Raw genomic sequence first — 17,168 nt, forward strand, 5'->3', positions numbered from 1 at the left:
TCGCCGCAGTGGCACAGGCGCAGTGGAGCTGGCCGAAGGACGAGGGACTGTCAAGGGCGATGACGCGTGTTTATCCCATATCTACCACGCCTAACGTCGCCGCAATATTTGTCGCCACCGGCGTTTGTAGCCGGAGTGCGCGCGGCGCAGCGGAATGGGCGTATGAGCCGGCCCTATGGGCACAAGGTGGTTAAGGTCTGATGTCCCCGTTGTCAAGCACAAGCGCCGCGGCGCCGAACATTTCTTGCTTATCGCTCTTTTCACGGCTCCCCTATTCGTGTTATCGTCCATGGAGAGTTATAGATTCGTTATATTTGCTCATGAGCGGTGCACGGGGCCCGCCGGGCGGAAAAGAGGTGAGCGATGGTCGATACCGACCTGAAGCGATTCTTCCTGTTCACCTCCGCCGGCTTGGCGATCGCACTGATCGTGGGTGTCGGCGCGTGGTGGCTCGCCGCGCCCAATAATGGCCGCAGCGAAGGCTCCACGGAGACCCGCGGCGGCTATGTCTCGGTCAATGAATCCGAAAGCGTCTCTTCTTCTTCCTCCACCGAGGCGTCGAGCGAGCCGGAGCGCCGAGAGGACGAGGACAGCTCGGCCGAGTACCAGGCCAGCCCTTCCCGCATGACGCCCCTCGCCCCCAACCGCGGCTCGACCCCGCAGACCCTCGGGGCGCCCCTGAGTAGCACGGCTCCGCCCACCAAGGTGCTGCGCCTGCCGACCACCGGCGAAACCGCGACGACAAGCCCGCAGCTGCCATCGTTCCTCCCGAGCATTCCCCCGATCATTGGCACGGGCGAGCCCTCCACCCCGGCAATCAGCAGCAGCTCCTCCACTCCGGGCACGAGTGATTCCTCTAGCACCTCCTCGGAGAGCAGCACGACTACGACGCCGGAGGATGATGACACCTACACCCCGACCACTGGGGACGTCGAGCCCGTGCCGAGCAGCCCCGCTGATACGCCCGCGGAGAGCACGACAACGAGCACACCCTCGAGCGAGCCGTCCAGCTCCACCACTGTAGAGCCCAGCGAGCGCGCTGCGGATGAACGCAGCAGCACCCAACCGAGCGCGACGAGCACGGCCCCGAGCAGCTCCCAGCAGAGCAGCCCGGCGCCCTCCTCCGCCGCCCCCAGCAGCTCGGCCGCGCAGCCTTCCCCAGCGAAGGAGAACGCCAGCGCCGACGCTACGAGCACCGGCCCCACAGTGAACTCGCCGCGGAACACCACTAGCTTTTAACTCGGACGCCATATCCGAATAGCAGAAACGGCCCCCTCCTTGAGGATGGGGGCCGTTTTTTGGGATCGTGGCGTGTTTAGGCGAACGCCCAGAAGAGGTGGGCGCTCTCGCTGGTGGCCACGCTCACAGCGCGATCACGCTCATCCATCCACACCGCCTCGGTGGGGCGCAGTGTCAGCTGCTCGCCCGCAGCATCGGTGACCGTCAGCTCGCCGGCGGTGGCCACCAGAATGGTGGGGCCGCTGAGCTGCAGATCGAGCGGCGGGCTCGCGGCGTCGATATGCGCGCACGAGAGCGTGAAATCCTCGATCGGAACGGGATAGCGGGTGATGGTGGTCCCGACCTGGGTGGTGCTCTGCGTTGTCACGAAGGGATCAACGAGCGGGGCAAAGCTCAAGACCTTCACCAGCTCGGGCACGTCCACGTGCTTGGTGGTGAGGCCACCGCGCAGCACATTGTCCGAGTTGGCCATCACTTCCACGCCCACCCCGTGTAGATAGGCGTGGAGAGAGCCGGCACGCAGATAGATTGCCTCGCCGGGCTCGAGCCGCACGTGGTTAAGCAGCAGGGCGCCCAGCACACCGATGTCATTGGGATAGCGCTCATTGATGGCGCGCACATTGTGCACGGTGTGGGCGATCCACGGCTCCACCTGTGTCTCATCGAGGGCGTCGATGGCGCCGATGAGGTTCTGAATCAGCTCCGCCCGGGCGGCGGTGGGAATGGTGATCCAGGTGGTGAACAGCGCCCGGAGGCGGTTTTCCTCTTCCTTCTCCGCGAGCGCCTGACCATCGTCGATCATGTGCAGGTAGCGCTCCATGGCCGCGCAGTTCAGCTGGCGCAGCAGCTGAATCGTCTGCGCGAGGGGACGAAAACCCGCCATGGCCTCAAACTCGGACAGCGCCACCAGCACCTCGGGCTTGTGGTTATCGTCCTTGTAGTTGCGCTGCGCCCCGCCTACCGGAATACCGAGGGCATTCTCTCGCTCCCAGCCATCCTCGGCTTGCTGCTTCGAGGGATGGGCCTGGAGGCTCAAGGGCTCATCGGCGGCGAGAATCTTGACCAAATACGGCAGCCGGTTCTGGTAGCGATCGGCGATGCGCTCGCCCAGCCACTCACTGGGCTGCTGGGCAATGAGCTCGCTCAGCGGCTCGCCGTCCACCGTGGAAGGGGAAGCTGGGTGCGCCCCAAACCACAGTTCGGCGATGGGATGCGGCGCGGGGGCCTGATCCCCTTTCAGCCGTGGAATGGCGGTGCGGGAACCCCATGGATAGGCCCGCTCGATTCCCTCGAGACGGTGCATGTACGTCTATTACCTCCTTGGCCTGCGCTTTGCAGCGCACGCCTTAAAGCGGCTCATGCAACTACACACGAAGCCAGTGCGCTGCATATTTATGCAGTGGCGCAGCTGGCTGCCCACGCGCGTGCAATGAGCCTTAGGCCTGGTGCAAGTGACTCGGAGTCGGCTGGGTGCGCGTCTCCGAGTGGCAGCGCGTCCGCTGTGTCTGCTGAATGATTCTCGCAGTATTCGCAGCGCGCTTCAATAGGCATCACGAGATCGGCTATGGAGCCGAGTGCCCAAACAACAACCTTTGAGGATAGCACCGTCGGCGGTTCGTCGAGGAACGGGTCATAGAAGATGTCCTCAGACGTGCTGGGCGAGGACTCATCGTGGAGCCGATAGCCCGGCGCCGATAGCGCGGTGTGCACGCCGCCGGCGCGGCTAAAGAGAGCCGCAATGAGGGTGGCGATCTCCTCGCTATCGTCGCTGGCCGCCACGTGGACCACCGGCGAGTCCTGCACATACTCGGCCAAGGAGCGCGCCGGATTGACCACGCTATCGCGATCAGGGTGGCAGGCGGCTAGTTCCTCATCCACCTCATCGGCGATGGAGGCGAGGGTGTCGGCCACCCCGGCGGCGTCCATGCGCAGGCCGAGAACCGCGGCGGCGAGGGCCGCGATGGTGCGCGCCGGCGAGTTTTGCGTCACCGAGGGCAGTGCCGGCACCCCAGTCACCCCGGTCTCTTCGGCGGTATAGGAGGCGAAAGGACTGAGCAGGATGCTCACGCATCCCCGCGCATGGGCGGTGCTGGCGGCGGCATAGGCCTGGGACTCGTGGGCTTCATCGGCGCTGATGATCACCACATCCATCGCTCCGGCATAGCGCGGAAGCGCCGGCACGCACACCACCGGCACCCCGGCGCTGGGCAGCAGGGCCAGCCCCGCGCGCACCACGCAGCGATTGAGATAGTCCGGGGCCACCACGATGATCGCCCGCGGCGAGCTACTCAGCTCCAGGGCACCGTCGCGCACGGCGCTGGCGATGGCGCGGATTTGGGCGCCCTCGTGGGACAGGTCGAAGAGTTCCTGCTGGTTCATCATGGCTGGCGGCCCCTAGCGGTGGGTTAGGCGCGGATGATGCCGAGGATTTCGTTCACGAGCTCCTCCACATCCGCGGCGGTGGGTGCCTCCACATTGAGTCGCAGCAGCGGCTCGGTATTGGAGGCGCGGACATTAAACCAAGCGGGAGTGCCGGCCAGTTCCACGGTCACGCCATCGAGGCGGTCAATGGATTCCGCACGGTCGGCGAAGGCCTCGACCACTGCTTCGCGACGCTCCTCTTGCTGCTGCGCATTCTCCAGCACAGAGTTGATCTCGCCGGAGGCGGCGTAGCGGTTATAGCGAGCCATCAGCTCCGAGAGCGGGGCGTCCTGCTCCCCCAGGGCGGCGAGGACGTGCAGCGCGGCCAGCATGCCGGAGTCGGCATTGAAGAAGTCGGTGAAGTAGTAGTGCGCGGAGTGCTCGCCGCCGAATTTCGCTCCGGTATCGGCCATCGTCTTCTTAATGAAGGAGTGGCCCACGCGGGTGCGCTCGGCGGTGCCGCCGTGCTCGGCGATAATCTCCGGCACGCTCTTGGAGGTGATGAGATTGTGGATGATCGTCGCACCGGGGTGCTCGCGCAGGGTGCGCTCGGCAATGAGGGCACAAATCGCCGAGGGGCTTACTGGCTGGCCCTTCTCGTCCACCACGAAGCAGCGGTCGGCATCGCCGTCGAAAGCCAAACCGACGTCGGCGCCGGTGTCGAGCACGAACTTCTGGAGATCCACCAGGTTCTTCGGGTCGAGCGGATTGGCCTCGTGGTTGGGGAAGGTGCCGTCGAGTTCGAAATAGAGGTCTGCGACCTCGATGGGGCTATCGGCGAACATCGCTGGGGCGGTCAGCCCCGCCATGCCATTGGCGGCGTCGATGGCTACCCGCAGCGGCCGGATGGAGGAGATATCCACCAGCTCGTTGAGATAGTCCACATAGCCCTCGAGCACATCACGGCTTTCCGTGCTGCCGGGCTCGCCCTCGAACACCGGCACGCCCTCGATGAGCATTTCGGTGATATCGGCCAGCCCGGTCTCCTGCCCCACCGGCTTCGCCCCGGAGCGGCAGAGCTTGATGCCGTTGTACTGGGCGGGGTTGTGGCTGGCGGTGAACATCGCGCCGGCGCACTCGAGTACCCCGGAGGCGTAGTAGAGCTCATCGGTGGAGGCCAGTCCCAGGTGGATGACGTCCACGCCCTGGGAGGCGGCACCGTCGGCGAAGGCTTGGGAGAGCTCCGGGGAGCTGGGGCGCATGTCGTGGCCAATGGCCAGCAGGCGGGCCCCCTCGCCATAGATCAGGTGACCGAAAGCGGCGCCGGTGTCGTACATGAATTCTGCGTCGATACTCTCCCCGACGACTCCGCGGATATCGTAGGCCTTCACTACAGCATCGACTGCCTCTGGCGAGCGCATAAAGTTCTTTCCTTTGCAGGCACGTAGATCTACTGGATTAAAAACGTACCGACAACTATAGCCCGCCGCGCGGACACGGCGGCCGCCGCTTAGGATTCCTCGTTCTCAGCAGGAACGATATAGAGGTGGCGCTTGCCCACCGCGCCCTTGGGGCGATCCTGGCGGCTGCGCGCGGGGTGGCGGCGGTTCTCCGCATCGCGGGCGCGTTGCTGAGCGTCGGCGCGGGTGCTCGAGCCATGTTCGCTTAGAGCCGAGCGCGGCACGAGTCCGGAGGCATTCTTGCCCACCTCACGCACGGCCTCGGCGAGGGCGGTGAGGTGCTCATCATCGTCCTGCAGCCCCGTATCGATGCCGTCCACACGCAGCATCTCCCAACCTAAGGGGGCGGTGATGCGGGCGGCGTGATCTGCACACAAGTCCCAGCTGTGGGGCTCATTGCGGGCAGCGAGCGGCCCCACCACGGCGGTGGACTCCGCATAGGCATAAGTCAGCGTTGCCACGGCAGGCTTGCCGCAGCCAGGACGGGAACAACGACGAAATTGGCTCACGCCCCAAAAGTCTAGACTGTTAGTCAAGGTTTAGACAGTCCTTGGCGGTGGCGCCTCACCCATCTGGTCGCCGCGGCCACTTAAAGTGGGAAGCTATGAGCACCCTTCCTGCCCGCCTCCGTTCTCGCGACCGTCGAGGTCGCGGGGTGCGTGGGCCACTGATGCCCGCGGCCTTGCCCCGCTTTGTCAGCCGCAGCGAAGATTTTGATCGCGCCGTCCTCGCGGCCTATGCCCCCATTCAGGCCCGCTTCGCCGCCGAGTTAGACCATCTCGATATTGCCATCGACATGATCCCGCGCATGCGCCTGCGCACCGATCTGACGATCCTGCCGGACGATATCGCCTCGGACGGCCCGGTGCCGCTGGGGCGCGTTATCTCCGCCGGGGTGGATCGCTATGGCAATCCCACCCGTCCGCGCATCGTGCTCTTCCGCAAGCCCATCGAGCTGCGCGCCCCCAACCCCCAGGAACGAGCCGAGCTGCTCGATACAGTGCTCGTGGCCTTGGTAGCCTCATTCCTCAACGTGGCCCCCACCGTGATCGACCCCAGCTTCGAGCTCTAATGGCGGCACTGCGGCCCCGAAGAAAAAGAAAAAGCCTAGACCCGCGGGTCTAGGCTGCTCTGAGCAGGAGGACGGCTCGTATTAGCCGAGCTGCTTCTTCAGGCGGCGACGCTCACGCTCGGAGAGTCCGCCCCAAATGCCGAAGCGCTCATCATGCAATAAGGCGTACTCCAGGCATTCATCGCGGACACCGCAGGCCTTGCAGATGCGCTTGGCCTCACGGGTGGAGCCGCCCTTTTCAGGAAAGAATGCCTCGGGGTCAGTCTGGGCACATAGCGCCTGGTCGTGCCATTCCTGCTCGACGGCTCCGAAAAGATCATCAAAACTGAGTTCACCGTAGGAGGATTCCGCCGCAGCGGAACGGGTGGTGGCATCGCCGTGATCCTGCGCATCAGTATCGGGGTAGTCACCCTCGACGCTGCTGATCACGAGGTGATCGGCCTTATTTTCCACGTCAAGCCCCCTTTCTTTGCCGGCGTGATCTCTTTGCTACTTCCTCAGCGCGCCTCGCGCGCAGCCCGCACTGCTATCTCTCACTAGATCAGTCCGACAGTATTCGAGGTGGAACATTCCGTGTGATTTTCACCGGGGAATGTTCCGCTCCTCACCCACCACTGGGGTGGATTTTTGACTCCGGCTAGCGAGAGGGAATGCGAGCCAGTTACACACTTGTGATTACACACGCGGGCCTAGATATCGTCAAGCCGCTTCGACCCTCCCTGGATGAAAATGCGCGAATTTGCTGGATAATCGCCACATTCGTCACAAAATTAACAAACCCCCAGCCTCGGGGGTGAGGCGTGGGGGTACTACATATAGATGTCGCCGGCCATATATGCCAACGGGCCCGAAGCGCGTCCCTCGCGCGCCGGCTACGGGCAGCGGCTAGCGCGAGCCCTTAGGCATCCGTCGAAAAGCGAATGCCCCCATCCGGAATGGACACCCCCGGCCACACGCGCATCCCGCCGCGTAGCTCGCAGCGTGCCCCCAAGGTGGCGCCATCGCCCACGATTGCATCGTGAATGTGGGTATTGGGGCCGATATGCACCCCCGCACCGATGATCGAATTGGAGATGATCGCCCCCGGCTCAATGGTGGCGCCATCGAAAACCACGGTGGCGTCGAGGCGGGAGCCGGCGCCGATCTCGGTGCCGCGCCCCACCACCGTGCCGCCGAGCAGCAGCACGCCATCGCGCACCGCCGCGGAGGGAGCCACCACGGACTCGCCGGTGCACCCTGCCAACAGCGGCGAGGGGGCAATACCGCGGACCAGATCCGAAGAACCACGAACGAAGTCCTCCGGGGTGCCCATATCGCGCCAATAGGAGTTGTCCACATAGGAGAACACGCGGCACTCCTCCTCCAATAGGCGCGGGAAAATCTCGCGCTCCACGGAGACATTGCGATTGGCGGGGATGGTCTCAATCACCGGGCGAGAGAACACATAGGCGCCGGCATTGATCTGATTGGTCGGCGGGTCCTGGGTCTTTTCCAGAAACTCCACCACACGCCCCTCGCTATCGGTTGTCACACAGCCATAGGAGCGGGGATCCGCCACGCGCACCAGGTGCAGGGTCACGTCGGCGTCATTCGCGGCGTGGGTGTCCAAGAGGGCCCCGAGATCCGCACCGCCGAGCACGTCGCCGTTGAACACGAGCGCGGTGTCATAGCGCAGCTTCTCCAGCACGTTGCGAATGCCGCCGCCGGTGCCGAGGGCCTCTTCTTCCACCACGTAGTCGATCTCGACTCCAAACTCGGAGCCGTCGCCGAAGTAGGACTCGAATACCTCGGCCTTATAGGAGGTGGAGAGAACAATGTGGGTCATGCCGGCCGCCTTGATGCGGGCGAGCAGGTGCTGCAGGAAGGGCACGCCGGCGGTCGGAAGCATGGGCTTCGGTGTGTTCACCGTCAGCGGGCGCAGGCGTGTACCTTTGCCGCCGACCAAGATCACAGCATCTACCTCGCGCGCCGGTACCTCGGTACCCTCGGCTAGGGTCGTCGACACCGGATCGAATGTGTGGGGTGAGCTCATCATCGAGTGCTTGTACCTTACTTATCTCAATAGTCCCGCCCACGTCTCAGGCGCAGGCTGCACGCAGAGGTGGGCCGCAGCCAAAGCAGTGGTGCTTTCCTTGTAATCTATCCCAGCGCGCGCCCGCGTCGGTCGCGGCACGCCCACGCGCCGCGGCAAATATCGGTGGTGCTGTTCACAGGGCGCGGCACCGCCATCCGCCCCGCCAGCAGCGCTCCTCGCTGCAGGCGGCAGCCACCGCGCGCGGCTAGTCTGCGCTGCGGCGCGCCCGCGCCACGGCGAGAATCTCCCGCAGCTTCAGCCCCACTTTCAGAGCCACGCGCAGCGGCAGGTGATAGGCCTTGGGATAGCGATCCGCCTGGAAACGATAGGCGGATTCGTGGTGTGCGGGCAGCAACCGGCCGGGGTCCCGATCGGCCACATGCCCCTTGGCGTGGGTGATCACGGCGGCGGGTTCAAAGACATTCTCATATCCGGCCCGACCCAAACGATCTCCGAGATCCACATCTTCCATGTACATGAAATAGCGTTCATCGAAGCCGCCAATGGCGTCGAAGGCCTCCCAGTTGAGCAGCAGGCAGGAACCAGAGAGCCAACCGGCAGTGTGGGCGGTGCTCATATCCGCATCATTGCGGTAGCGGCGGGACCACGGGTTGTTCTTCCACACCCCGCCTAATAGTGCGTGCCCAATACCCACCCCGAGCGTGGGCACGGCGCGGGCGGAAGGATACGCAGAACCATCGGGCTCCTTAATATACGGCCCCACCGACCCCACCGAACCCTGCCAGGTGGCCGCAGTAGTCACGAGCGTATCGATGCTGCCGGGGCTAAACACCACATCGGGATTGACCACGAGCAGATAACGCGGATCCACCTCCCCCGCCGCCCGCGCGGCCTGGAGGTGCTGGGCGGCAATATTGATGGCATGTCCATAGCCCACGTTGCCGCCGGTGGGCAGAAATTCCGCGCAGTCATAGTCCCGCTCGGCCGCCTCGGGGGCACCATCGCGGGAGCCATTATCTGCCATGACCACGCGCACCGGCCGGGACGTGGCCGCGGGGATGGAATCGAGGAACTCCCGCAGGTGACGGCCAGGAGAATAGGTCACGGTGATGATGGCTAGAGCATTGGTATCCACAATCACTCCATGCTACCGCTCACCGCACGGCGCACCCCGCTGCGCCACTCCGGTAGCGGGGTCAACCCGGCGCGCTCCCACGCCCGCGTCCCCAAGGCCGAATTATGGGGCCGGCGGGCCGGGCGCGGATAGGCACTGGAGTCCACGGCCTTCACCCGCGCCGGATCAGCCCCCACGGCACGGAAAATCTCGCGGGCCAGGGTGCACCATGTCACGGCCTCGCCGCCGCCCACACAATGCAGCACCTGCGGTAGGGGCTGGCCCTGTTCATGCTTATCGACGATCTCCCACAGGCCTCGCGCCAGATCAAGAACGAAGGTGGGATTGCCCCATTGGTCATCCACCACGGTCAGCGTGTCGTGCTCGCGCTCTAAGCGCAGCATCGTCGAGACGAAATCGCGGGCCTCGGGCAGCACCTGCCCCGAATACACCCACGCGGTGCGTACCACCGTGGCGGCGGCGCCACTGGCGGCGATGGCCTGCTCCCCGGCGAGTTTGGTGCGCCCATACACCGTCTCTGGATGGCAGGGCGCATCCTCCGGCGCCGGCTGCGGGGCGGGCGCCGCCCCGGCTCCCATCACATAATCGGTGCTCACATGCACCACGAAGGCCCCGGTGCGGGCGGCATGCTCGGCGAGCAGCTGGGGGCCGCGGGTATTGCCGGCCGCAGCCGCGGCGGGCTGGGTCTCCGCGCCGTCCACATCGGTGAAGGCGGCGGTGTTGATGATGAGGTCGGCGTCGATAAGCGCACACTGCTGCGGGGAGGTGATGTCCAGCTCACTACGGCTGAGCCAGGTGAGGTGCTCGCGGCGCTCGGCTGGGCAGGTGAGACGGAGGGCGCGGCCAAGCTGGCCCCCGGCGCCGGTGACGGTAATACGCATGAGTGTCCTTGGGAATTGGCGGGCGGCGTCTAGGAATTGTTGGTGCTTTGTCACTAGAATCTCATATGCTGTCGGCGCAGCGGGTATCCGTAGCGCTCCGCAGCACAGTCCGCACGCGGCACCCCGCTGCGGAGCAGATCCTTGTTGCGCCACAGTCAGGAGCGTGTAGCACCCGTGTCAGGCTCGAACCGTCAACGCTATGTTCGCGACATCAGCCCTGCCCCCAAAGCGGGCGTCGAGCTGCAGCAGGCCGGCCCCAAAGGGTGGCGGGCCATGGTTGCGGTGCTGTCGGTGATGGTGCTGACCATTTCTGGCCTCGGCTACTTCTCCGTGGGACGGATCGGCTCGGATGTGGCCAGCGCGGGCAACCTTGCGCTCGGCCTCGGCTCGGATACCCCCAGCGACGGCGCCACCGATATTTTACTCGTCGGCTCTGACTCCCGCACCGACGCCCAGGGCAACTCGCTCTCCCCCGAGGAGATCGACATGCTGCACGCCGGTGATGAGCAAAACGACAACACCGACACCATCATGGTGGTGCGCGTGCCCTCCGATGGCTCCTCCGCCACCGCCATCTCCATTCCGCGCGATACCTATGTTCATGATGGCGAGTTCGGCAACCTCAAGATCAATGGTGTCTTTGCCGCGCACAAGGCCAAGGAAGTTGAGCGCCTGAACAGCGAGGGCATGAGCGATCAGCAGCAGATTGCCCGCCAATCCAAAGACGCCGGCCGCAAGGGTCTGATTAACGCTATCGCGGATCTCACCGGCATTACCGTAGATCACTACGCGGAGGTGGGCCTGCTCGGCTTCGTGCTGCTCACCGACGCTGTCGGCGGCGTGGAGGTGTGCCTGAACGAGGCCACCTATGACAAGTTCTCCGGTGCGGATTTCCCCGCCGGCCGCCAGACCCTCAGCGGCAAAGAGGCCCTGGCCTTCGTGCGTCAGCGCCACGGCCTGCCCCGCGGCGACCTGGACCGCATTGTGCGCCAGCAGGCCTATATGGCCTCGCTGGTGCAGACCGCTTTGAAAACCAACACGCTCACCAGCCCCTCCAAGCTGAACCAGATGGGCGATGCCGTCACCCGTTCGGTGATCATCGACGAGGACTGGGACATCATGAGCTTCGCCACCCAGCTACAGGATCTGGCCGGCGGCAATGTGCTCTTTGAAACCATCCCCGTCACCAGCATCGACGGCGTGGGCGACTATGGCGAGTCGGTGGTGACCGTGGATCGCACCGAGGTACACGAGTACTTTGATCGCCTCCTCAACCGCGATGAGCAGGACGGCCAGGAGTCCACGGACGGCCCGAAGGATCGCGAGGATAGCGAGGGCGCGGCTGCCGATAACACCGGCCCCAGCGCGATCACGGACGTCACCGTCCTCAACTCCACCACCACCACCGGCCTCGCCGCGCAGGTGGGTGGGGCGCTGAAGAATGATGGCTACACCATGGGCGAGATCGGCAACGCCCCGGCAGGGCTGTACACCTACTCCCAGGTGGTGGCCGCCGATCCGCAGAATCCGGCCGCCCTCGCCCTCGCCGATAAGCTCGGCGGGGTGCCTGTGACCTCCTCACCCACTCTCAACCCAGGCAGCGTCGTGGTGGTTGTGCACACTGACTACATCGGACCAAAGGATGAAAACGCCCCTGTAGAAAGCGAGTCCACCGAGGTCATCGGCGAGCCGGGCACCGAGCTGGATGATTCTCAGCTCTCCCCTACGCTCGATGCCGGCGGCGACGGCCCGCGCTGCGTCAACTAGGTTAGGGTGCATGCTCACGCTTTTCGACGCGCACCGCGACGCCCCCAGCGCCCCCGTATTGACCTTCTACGATGAAGCCCGCGGATTCCGCATGGATTTCTCGGCGCTCACCCTCGATAACTGGGCCGCCAAGATGGGAAACTTCCTCATCGAGGAGCTGGATCTCAGCCCTGGGGAGAGCATCGCCATCGACGTCGATAGCTCCTGGCAACGCCTGGTGCTGCTGCTCGGGGCGGCGGCCGCCCAGCTCACCGTGGCGGATGCGGCAGATGCTGAGAGCGAGGTGCTCTTCCAGGACTCCACGCGGCTGGATAGCGCGGAGGACCGCGAGCTCATTGCCGTGACCATCGATGGCTTCGGCCGCTCCGCCGCCGAATGCGGCCTCGACATCGGCGAGGCCCTCGATCTCGGCGCGGAGGTGCGCCTGCACGGCGATCACTTCCCGCACCCCACCCAGCCTTTGGCGCAGCTCTATCCCGAGGGCACGGCCGCGCGCATCCTGCTGCGCGGCGAGGACCCCGCTGCGGATGACCGCGCCCTCGCGGCGATCGGTGCCGGGGGCAGCGCCGTCGTCGTAGCGGGTGGCGCCCCCGCGGAGCGCCTGGCAGAGATCGCCGCCGCCGAGAAGGCGCTGCTCGATTCCCCCGAGGCGTCCTGAATCTCTGCGGTGTGGGCCCGCTTGTGTGGGCCCACTTCTATAGGCCCTGCCTTTTCGGGGCGCGCTGGCCCTAGGATATAAGCCATGGCTTCTGTGCGTTTCAACGATGTCTCCATCACCTACCCCGGCGCGCCCCGGCCCTCGGTGAGTCATCTCGACCTCGAGATCGTCGACGGCGAGTTCTTGGTGCTCGTGGGCCCTTCGGGCTGTGGTAAGTCCACCACCCTGCGGGCCTTGGCCGGTTTGGAGGCGATTAGCTCCGGCTCCATCCTCATCGGGGAGCAGGATGTGAGCAGCATGGATCCGGCGGAACGCGATATCGCCATGGTCTTTCAAAACTATGCGCTCTACCCCACCATGAGCGTGCGGGAGAATATGGGCTTTTCGCTGAAGCTCGCCAAGCACAGCAAGGCGGAGATCACCGAGCGGGTGGAGCGCGCGGCACAGCTTTTGGATCTGGATGGACTACTGGATCGCCGCCCCAAGGACCTCTCCGGTGGCCAGCGCCAGCGGGTGGCGATGGGCCGCGCCATCGTGCGCGAGCCCCAGGTCTTTCTCATGGATGAGCCTTTGTCGAATCTCGATGCCAAGCTGCGCGTGCAGACCCGCAGCCAGCTCTCTGCCCTGCAGCGCACGCTCGGCACCACCACCGTATATGTCACCCATGACCAGGTGGAGGCCATGACCATGGCTGATCGGGTGGCGGTGCTCAATGAGGGCATCTTGCAGCAGGTCGCTACCCCGCAGGAGCTGTATAGCGAGCCGGCGAATGCTTTTGTGGCCGGGTTTATTGGCTCGCCCTCGATGAACCTCATCGAGATCTCCGATCCGCAGCGCGGGCGGGTCATGCTGGGTATTCGCCCCGAGGATGCGCACGTCGCGGTGCCGGGTGAGCAGCGCCCAGGCCACTGGGCCCCGGTGGAGATCGTGGTGGATCTGGTGGAGGTGCTCGGCTCCAGCACCTACCTCTACGGGCATCTGATCTCCAGCCCCGAGGTGCGGCTCGCGGTGCGCCACGATGGCGAGCCCATCGGCCGCGATACACAGATCACCGTGGAGCTCGACCTCGCCAAGGCCCACTACTTCGATGTGGAGACTGGCGGTCGCATCACATAGCCCTCTTTAGGGGTGATTGACTACACAAGTCTCCCGCAGGGTGTCTGCGGGTCACTACATTTGAGGGAAGTTGTTCACAGTACCCAAGGAGTTTTATATGTCGACTTCCCGCATGTCCACCGCCGCGGTACTCGCGGCAACCGCGCTGGCCTTCACCGCGTGTTCCTCTGACGGTGGTAGCGCCGAAGCCCCCGAGGTGGACAACGCCGATGGCCGTGGCCCCATCACCTTCGCGATGGGTAAGAACGACACCGATAAGATCACGCCCATTATCGAGGCCTGGAATGCCGAGCACCCGGACGAGCAGGTTACCCTCTCTGAGCTGGCCGGCGAGGCCGATGCGCAGCGCGACACCCTAGTGCAGTCGCTGCAAGCCGGCAACTCGGATTTCGATGTGATGGCCCTCGATGTGGTGTGGACCGCAGACTTCGCCGCCAATCAATGGCTGGCTCCGCTCACCGATGACCTCGAGGTAGACACCGATGGCCTCTTGGAGGCCACCGTGGAGTCCGCCACCTATGGCGGCACTCTCTACGCCTTGCCGCAGAACACCAACGCCCAGCTGCTCTACCGCAATACCGAGCTGGTCAAGGACGCCCCGGAAACCTGGGAAGATCTGGCCAATTCCTGCGAGGAGGTCTCGGACAAGGAGTGCCTGACTATCCAGCTCAAGGAGTATGAGGGCCTGACCGTCAATACCTCCGCGTTCATTCACGGCTGGGGCGGCGAGGTGCTCAACGAGGACGGCACCCCCGCAGTGGAGTCCGAAGAGTCCCGCGCCGGCCTGCAGGCCATGGTGGACGCCTATAAGAATGGCGTGATTGCCAAGAACGCCCTGGCCACCACCGAGGAGGAGACCAACCTGGCCTTCACCGAGGGCACCACCGCCTACGCGGTGAACTGGCCGTACATGTACCGCAACGCCGAGGACTCGGAGGCCACCTCCGGCAAGTTCGAGGTCCAGCCCCTGGTGGGCAAGGACGGCGTGGGCGTGTCCGCGCTGGGCGGCTACAACAACGCCATCAACATCAACTCCGAGCACAAGGCCACCGCAAAGGACTTCATGGAGTTCATCGTCTCCGAGGAGAATCAGAAGAGCTTCGCCGCGCAGTCCTTCCCGCCGGTGCTGGCCTCCATCTACGATGACGAGGCCCTGGTTGAGGAGTTCCCCTACCTGCCCGCGCTCAAGGAGTCTTTGGAAAACGCCAAGCCGCGCCCGGTGACCCCCTTCTACACCGCCGTGTCTAAGGCCATCCAGAACAACGCCACCGCCGCCCTCAAGGGTGACGTCACGGTGGACGAGGCCACCGAGTCGATGTCCGCCGCCATCACCAACGCCTCGCGTTAGTCCCTGGCGCTGCGCCATCGCGCCGGCTCATCGACCCACTGTCCTGTTTCTCGGGGCAGTGGGTTTTCTGCGCTTATCGACGTCGCCCTCCCTGCCAGCGGGGGCGAGCACGCCTCACTGAGAGAGCGCTGGCGCTAGATTGAGAGAAGAGACAAAAAGAATGCTCCACTGCACCCGATACCAAGGAAGCGAGTAGCAGCTGATGGAAAGGTTGAAGCAACGGCGGCAGGCCGCGTTTCTCATCGCGCCGGCCATGACCGTGCTGGCGATCGTGATCGGCTATCCGATCGTGCGCGCCATCTGGTTGTCGTTCCAGCAGGATAAAAAGCTCGATCCCACCACGGGCGTGTTCGTTGATGGCGGCTTCGCCGGTGTCGATCACTACCTGTACTGGCTCACCCAGCGCTGCATGCAGCCGGATGGCACCATCAGCACCTGCCCGTCCGGCGTGATCTCCTCCGACTTCTGGCCGGCAGTGTGGGTGACGCTCTTTTTCACCGTGGTGGCTGTGAGCATCGAGGTGGTCCTGGGCATGTGGATGGCGATCGTGATGAACCGCGAGTTCAAGGGCCGCGCCCTGCTGCGTGCCGCCGTGCTCATCCCGTGGGCGATCCCCACGGCGGTTACCGCGAAGCTGTGGCAGTTCATCTTCGCCCCGCACGGGGTGATTAACTCCCTGCTGGGCCACGACGTCGCGTGGACCACTGATCCCTGGGCGGCGCGTTTCGCAGTGATCGTCGCCGACGTGTGGAAAACCACTCCGTTTATGGCGTTGCTGATCCTGGCTGGGCTGCAGATGATCCCGAAGGAGGTCTACGAGGCCGCCAAGGTCGATGGCGCGAATTCCTGGCAGATTTTCCGCCAGATCACCCTACCGCTGGTCCGGCCGGCGCTGATGGTGGCGGTGCTTTTCCGCACCCTGGACACCCTGCGCATGTATGACTTGCCGGTCATTATGATCTCGGCGTCCTCCAACTCCCCCACCGCGACGATCTCGCAGCTGGTGGTGGAGGACCTGCGGCAAAATAACTTCAACTCCGCCTCGGCGTTGTCCACCTTGATCTTCCTGCTCATCTTCGCCGTCGCGTTCATCATGATTCGTTTCCTCGGCGCCGACGTCAACCGCAGTGCCACCCAGGACGAACGCGCAACCGATGACGATGATGCACTCCCCTCGTCTACCGTGGCCCTGCCCGCGGTGGATGCCCCGCTGCAGCTGAAGGAGGCCCAGCGATGAAAGCACTGCGCAACTATATCGGCGTGATCCTGATTCTGGTGTGGGGGCTGGCCCCCTTCTACTGGATGCTCGTGACCGCGCTGCGCGATAGCTCCCACACCTTCGACACCACCCCGTGGCCCACCCACGTCACCTTAGATAACTTCCGCGACGCCCTGGCCACCGATAAGGGCAATGACTTTCTCGGCGCCATCGGCAATTCCTTGCTCATTGGCATCGTCACCACCGTGCTGGCCGTGATGGTGGGCGTGTTCACCGCTTATGCCTTGGCGCGGCTCGACTTTCCCGCCAAGGGCTTTGTCACCGGTATCGTGCTGGCCGCCTCCATGTTTCCCGGTATCGCGTTGGTGACTCCGCTCTTCCAGCTCTTCGGCGATCTCGGTTGGATCGGCACCTACCGGGCGCTGATTATCCCGAATATCTCCTTTGCGCTGCCGCTGACCATCTACACCCTCGTCTCCTTCTTCCAACAGCTGCCCTGGGAGCTCGAGGAGGCGGCCCGCGTCGACGGCGCCAGCCGCGGCCAGGCCTTCCGCACCGTGCTCTTGCCGCTGGCCGCACCGGCGCTATTTACCACCGCGATCCTCGCCTTCATCGCCACCTGGAACGAGTTCATGCTGTCCAAGCAGCTCTCCACCACCAGCACCGAGCCGGTGACGGTCGCCATCGCCCGCTTCTCTGGGCCCTCGGCGTTCGAGTACCCTTACGCGGCCATCATGGCCGCCGGCGCATTGGTGACTGTGCCGCTGGTGATCATGGTGCTGGTATTCCAGCGCCGCATCGTTGCCGGCCTCACCGCCGGCGGCGTGAAGGGCTAAACCGCCGGCCGATAAGATGGGCCGCGGAGAATAGACACATC

16 protein-coding genes are annotated in these 17,168 nt (G+C 64.6%); 8 read left to right on the forward strand and 8 right to left on the reverse strand.

All coding sequences use genetic code 11. The annotated features are described in order from the left end of the window. Positions 1-363 precede the first annotated feature (363 nt). Positions 364-1,239 (forward strand): hypothetical protein, encoded by an 876-nt coding sequence (locus GBB14_RS08940; RefSeq protein ID WP_151529487.1) that lies wholly within the window; start codon positions 364-366, stop codon positions 1,237-1,239. Between the two features lie 76 nt (positions 1,240-1,315). On the opposite strand, the gene manA is transcribed toward GBB14_RS08940, so the two are convergent. From manA to GBB14_RS08960, 4 genes are all read right to left on the reverse strand, one after another. Further along, complete coding sequence (manA, locus tag GBB14_RS08945) at positions 1,316-2,542, reverse strand: mannose-6-phosphate isomerase, class I (RefSeq protein WP_151529488.1); 1,227 nt, start codon at positions 2,540-2,542, stop codon at positions 1,316-1,318. Between the two features lie 89 nt (positions 2,543-2,631). Next, on the reverse strand, positions 2,632-3,621 hold the full coding sequence (locus GBB14_RS08950; RefSeq protein ID WP_151529490.1) for a hypothetical protein: 990 nt from the start codon (positions 3,619-3,621) through the stop codon (positions 2,632-2,634). A 23-nt stretch (positions 3,622-3,644) separates the two neighbouring features. Beyond that, positions 3,645-5,021, reverse strand: coding sequence for a phosphomannomutase/phosphoglucomutase (locus tag GBB14_RS08955; RefSeq protein ID WP_151529492.1), 1,377 nt, complete (start codon positions 5,019-5,021; stop codon positions 3,645-3,647). Between the two features lie 89 nt (positions 5,022-5,110). Next, entirely contained in the window at positions 5,111-5,569 is a 459-nt protein-coding gene (locus tag GBB14_RS08960; protein ID WP_151529494.1) for a DUF3499 domain-containing protein, read from the reverse strand. A gap of 95 nt (positions 5,570-5,664) precedes the next feature. On the opposite strand from GBB14_RS08960, the gene GBB14_RS08965 reads away from it, so the two are divergent. Further along, a complete protein-coding gene (locus tag GBB14_RS08965; RefSeq protein ID WP_151529496.1) occupies positions 5,665-6,132 on the forward strand; it encodes a metallopeptidase family protein in 468 nt (155 codons plus the stop codon). Between the two features lie 81 nt (positions 6,133-6,213). On the opposite strand, the gene GBB14_RS08970 is transcribed toward GBB14_RS08965, so the two are convergent. The 4 genes from GBB14_RS08970 to rfbD form a co-directional block, all read right to left on the reverse strand. Continuing rightward, a complete protein-coding gene (locus GBB14_RS08970; protein WP_225976680.1) occupies positions 6,214-6,558 on the reverse strand; it encodes a WhiB family transcriptional regulator in 345 nt (114 codons plus the stop codon). A gap of 472 nt (positions 6,559-7,030) precedes the next feature. Next, positions 7,031-8,164 (reverse strand): sugar phosphate nucleotidyltransferase, encoded by a 1,134-nt coding sequence (locus GBB14_RS08975; RefSeq protein ID WP_370451595.1) that lies wholly within the window; start codon positions 8,162-8,164, stop codon positions 7,031-7,033. Between the two features lie 247 nt (positions 8,165-8,411). Further along, on the reverse strand, positions 8,412-9,308 hold the full coding sequence (locus tag GBB14_RS08980; RefSeq protein ID WP_151529499.1) for a glycosyltransferase family 2 protein: 897 nt from the start codon (positions 9,306-9,308) through the stop codon (positions 8,412-8,414). Next, positions 9,305-10,183: a dTDP-4-dehydrorhamnose reductase gene (rfbD, locus tag GBB14_RS08985; protein ID WP_151529500.1), complete on the reverse strand. Its 879-nt coding sequence runs from the start codon at positions 10,181-10,183 to the stop codon at positions 9,305-9,307. The genes GBB14_RS08980 and rfbD overlap by 4 nt, the downstream gene beginning before the upstream one ends. A 273-nt stretch (positions 10,184-10,456) precedes the next feature. Between rfbD and GBB14_RS08990 the strand changes: the two genes are divergently transcribed. The 6 genes from GBB14_RS08990 (at position 10,457) to GBB14_RS09015 (ending at position 17,127) form a co-directional block, all read left to right on the forward strand. Beyond that, the gene (locus GBB14_RS08990; protein WP_151529608.1) at positions 10,457-11,950 is read left to right on the forward strand and encodes an LCP family protein; all 1,494 of its coding nucleotides are present in this window, start codon (positions 10,457-10,459) and stop codon (positions 11,948-11,950) included. 10 nt (positions 11,951-11,960) lie between these two features. After that, on the forward strand, positions 11,961-12,608 hold the full coding sequence (locus tag GBB14_RS08995) for a TIGR03089 family protein (protein WP_151529502.1): 648 nt from the start codon (positions 11,961-11,963) through the stop codon (positions 12,606-12,608). Between the two features lie 84 nt (positions 12,609-12,692). After that, entirely contained in the window at positions 12,693-13,724 is a 1,032-nt protein-coding gene (locus GBB14_RS09000) for an ABC transporter ATP-binding protein (protein WP_151529503.1), read from the forward strand. Between the two features lie 97 nt (positions 13,725-13,821). After that, positions 13,822-15,072, forward strand: coding sequence for an ABC transporter substrate-binding protein (locus GBB14_RS09005; protein WP_151529505.1), 1,251 nt, complete (start codon positions 13,822-13,824; stop codon positions 15,070-15,072). A 202-nt stretch (positions 15,073-15,274) separates the two neighbouring features. Then, the gene (locus tag GBB14_RS09010; protein WP_151529507.1) at positions 15,275-16,309 is read left to right on the forward strand and encodes a carbohydrate ABC transporter permease; all 1,035 of its coding nucleotides are present in this window, start codon (positions 15,275-15,277) and stop codon (positions 16,307-16,309) included. Then, a complete protein-coding gene (locus GBB14_RS09015) occupies positions 16,306-17,127 on the forward strand; it encodes a carbohydrate ABC transporter permease (RefSeq protein WP_151529508.1) in 822 nt (273 codons plus the stop codon). The genes GBB14_RS09010 and GBB14_RS09015 overlap by 4 nt, the downstream gene beginning before the upstream one ends. The last annotated feature ends 41 nt before the right edge of the window (positions 17,128-17,168 follow it).

It is taken from the genome of Corynebacterium sp. 51B (genome assembly GCF_008930785.1).
In the GTDB taxonomy this organism is placed as follows: domain Bacteria; phylum Actinomycetota; class Actinomycetes; order Mycobacteriales; family Mycobacteriaceae; genus Corynebacterium; species Corynebacterium megadyptis.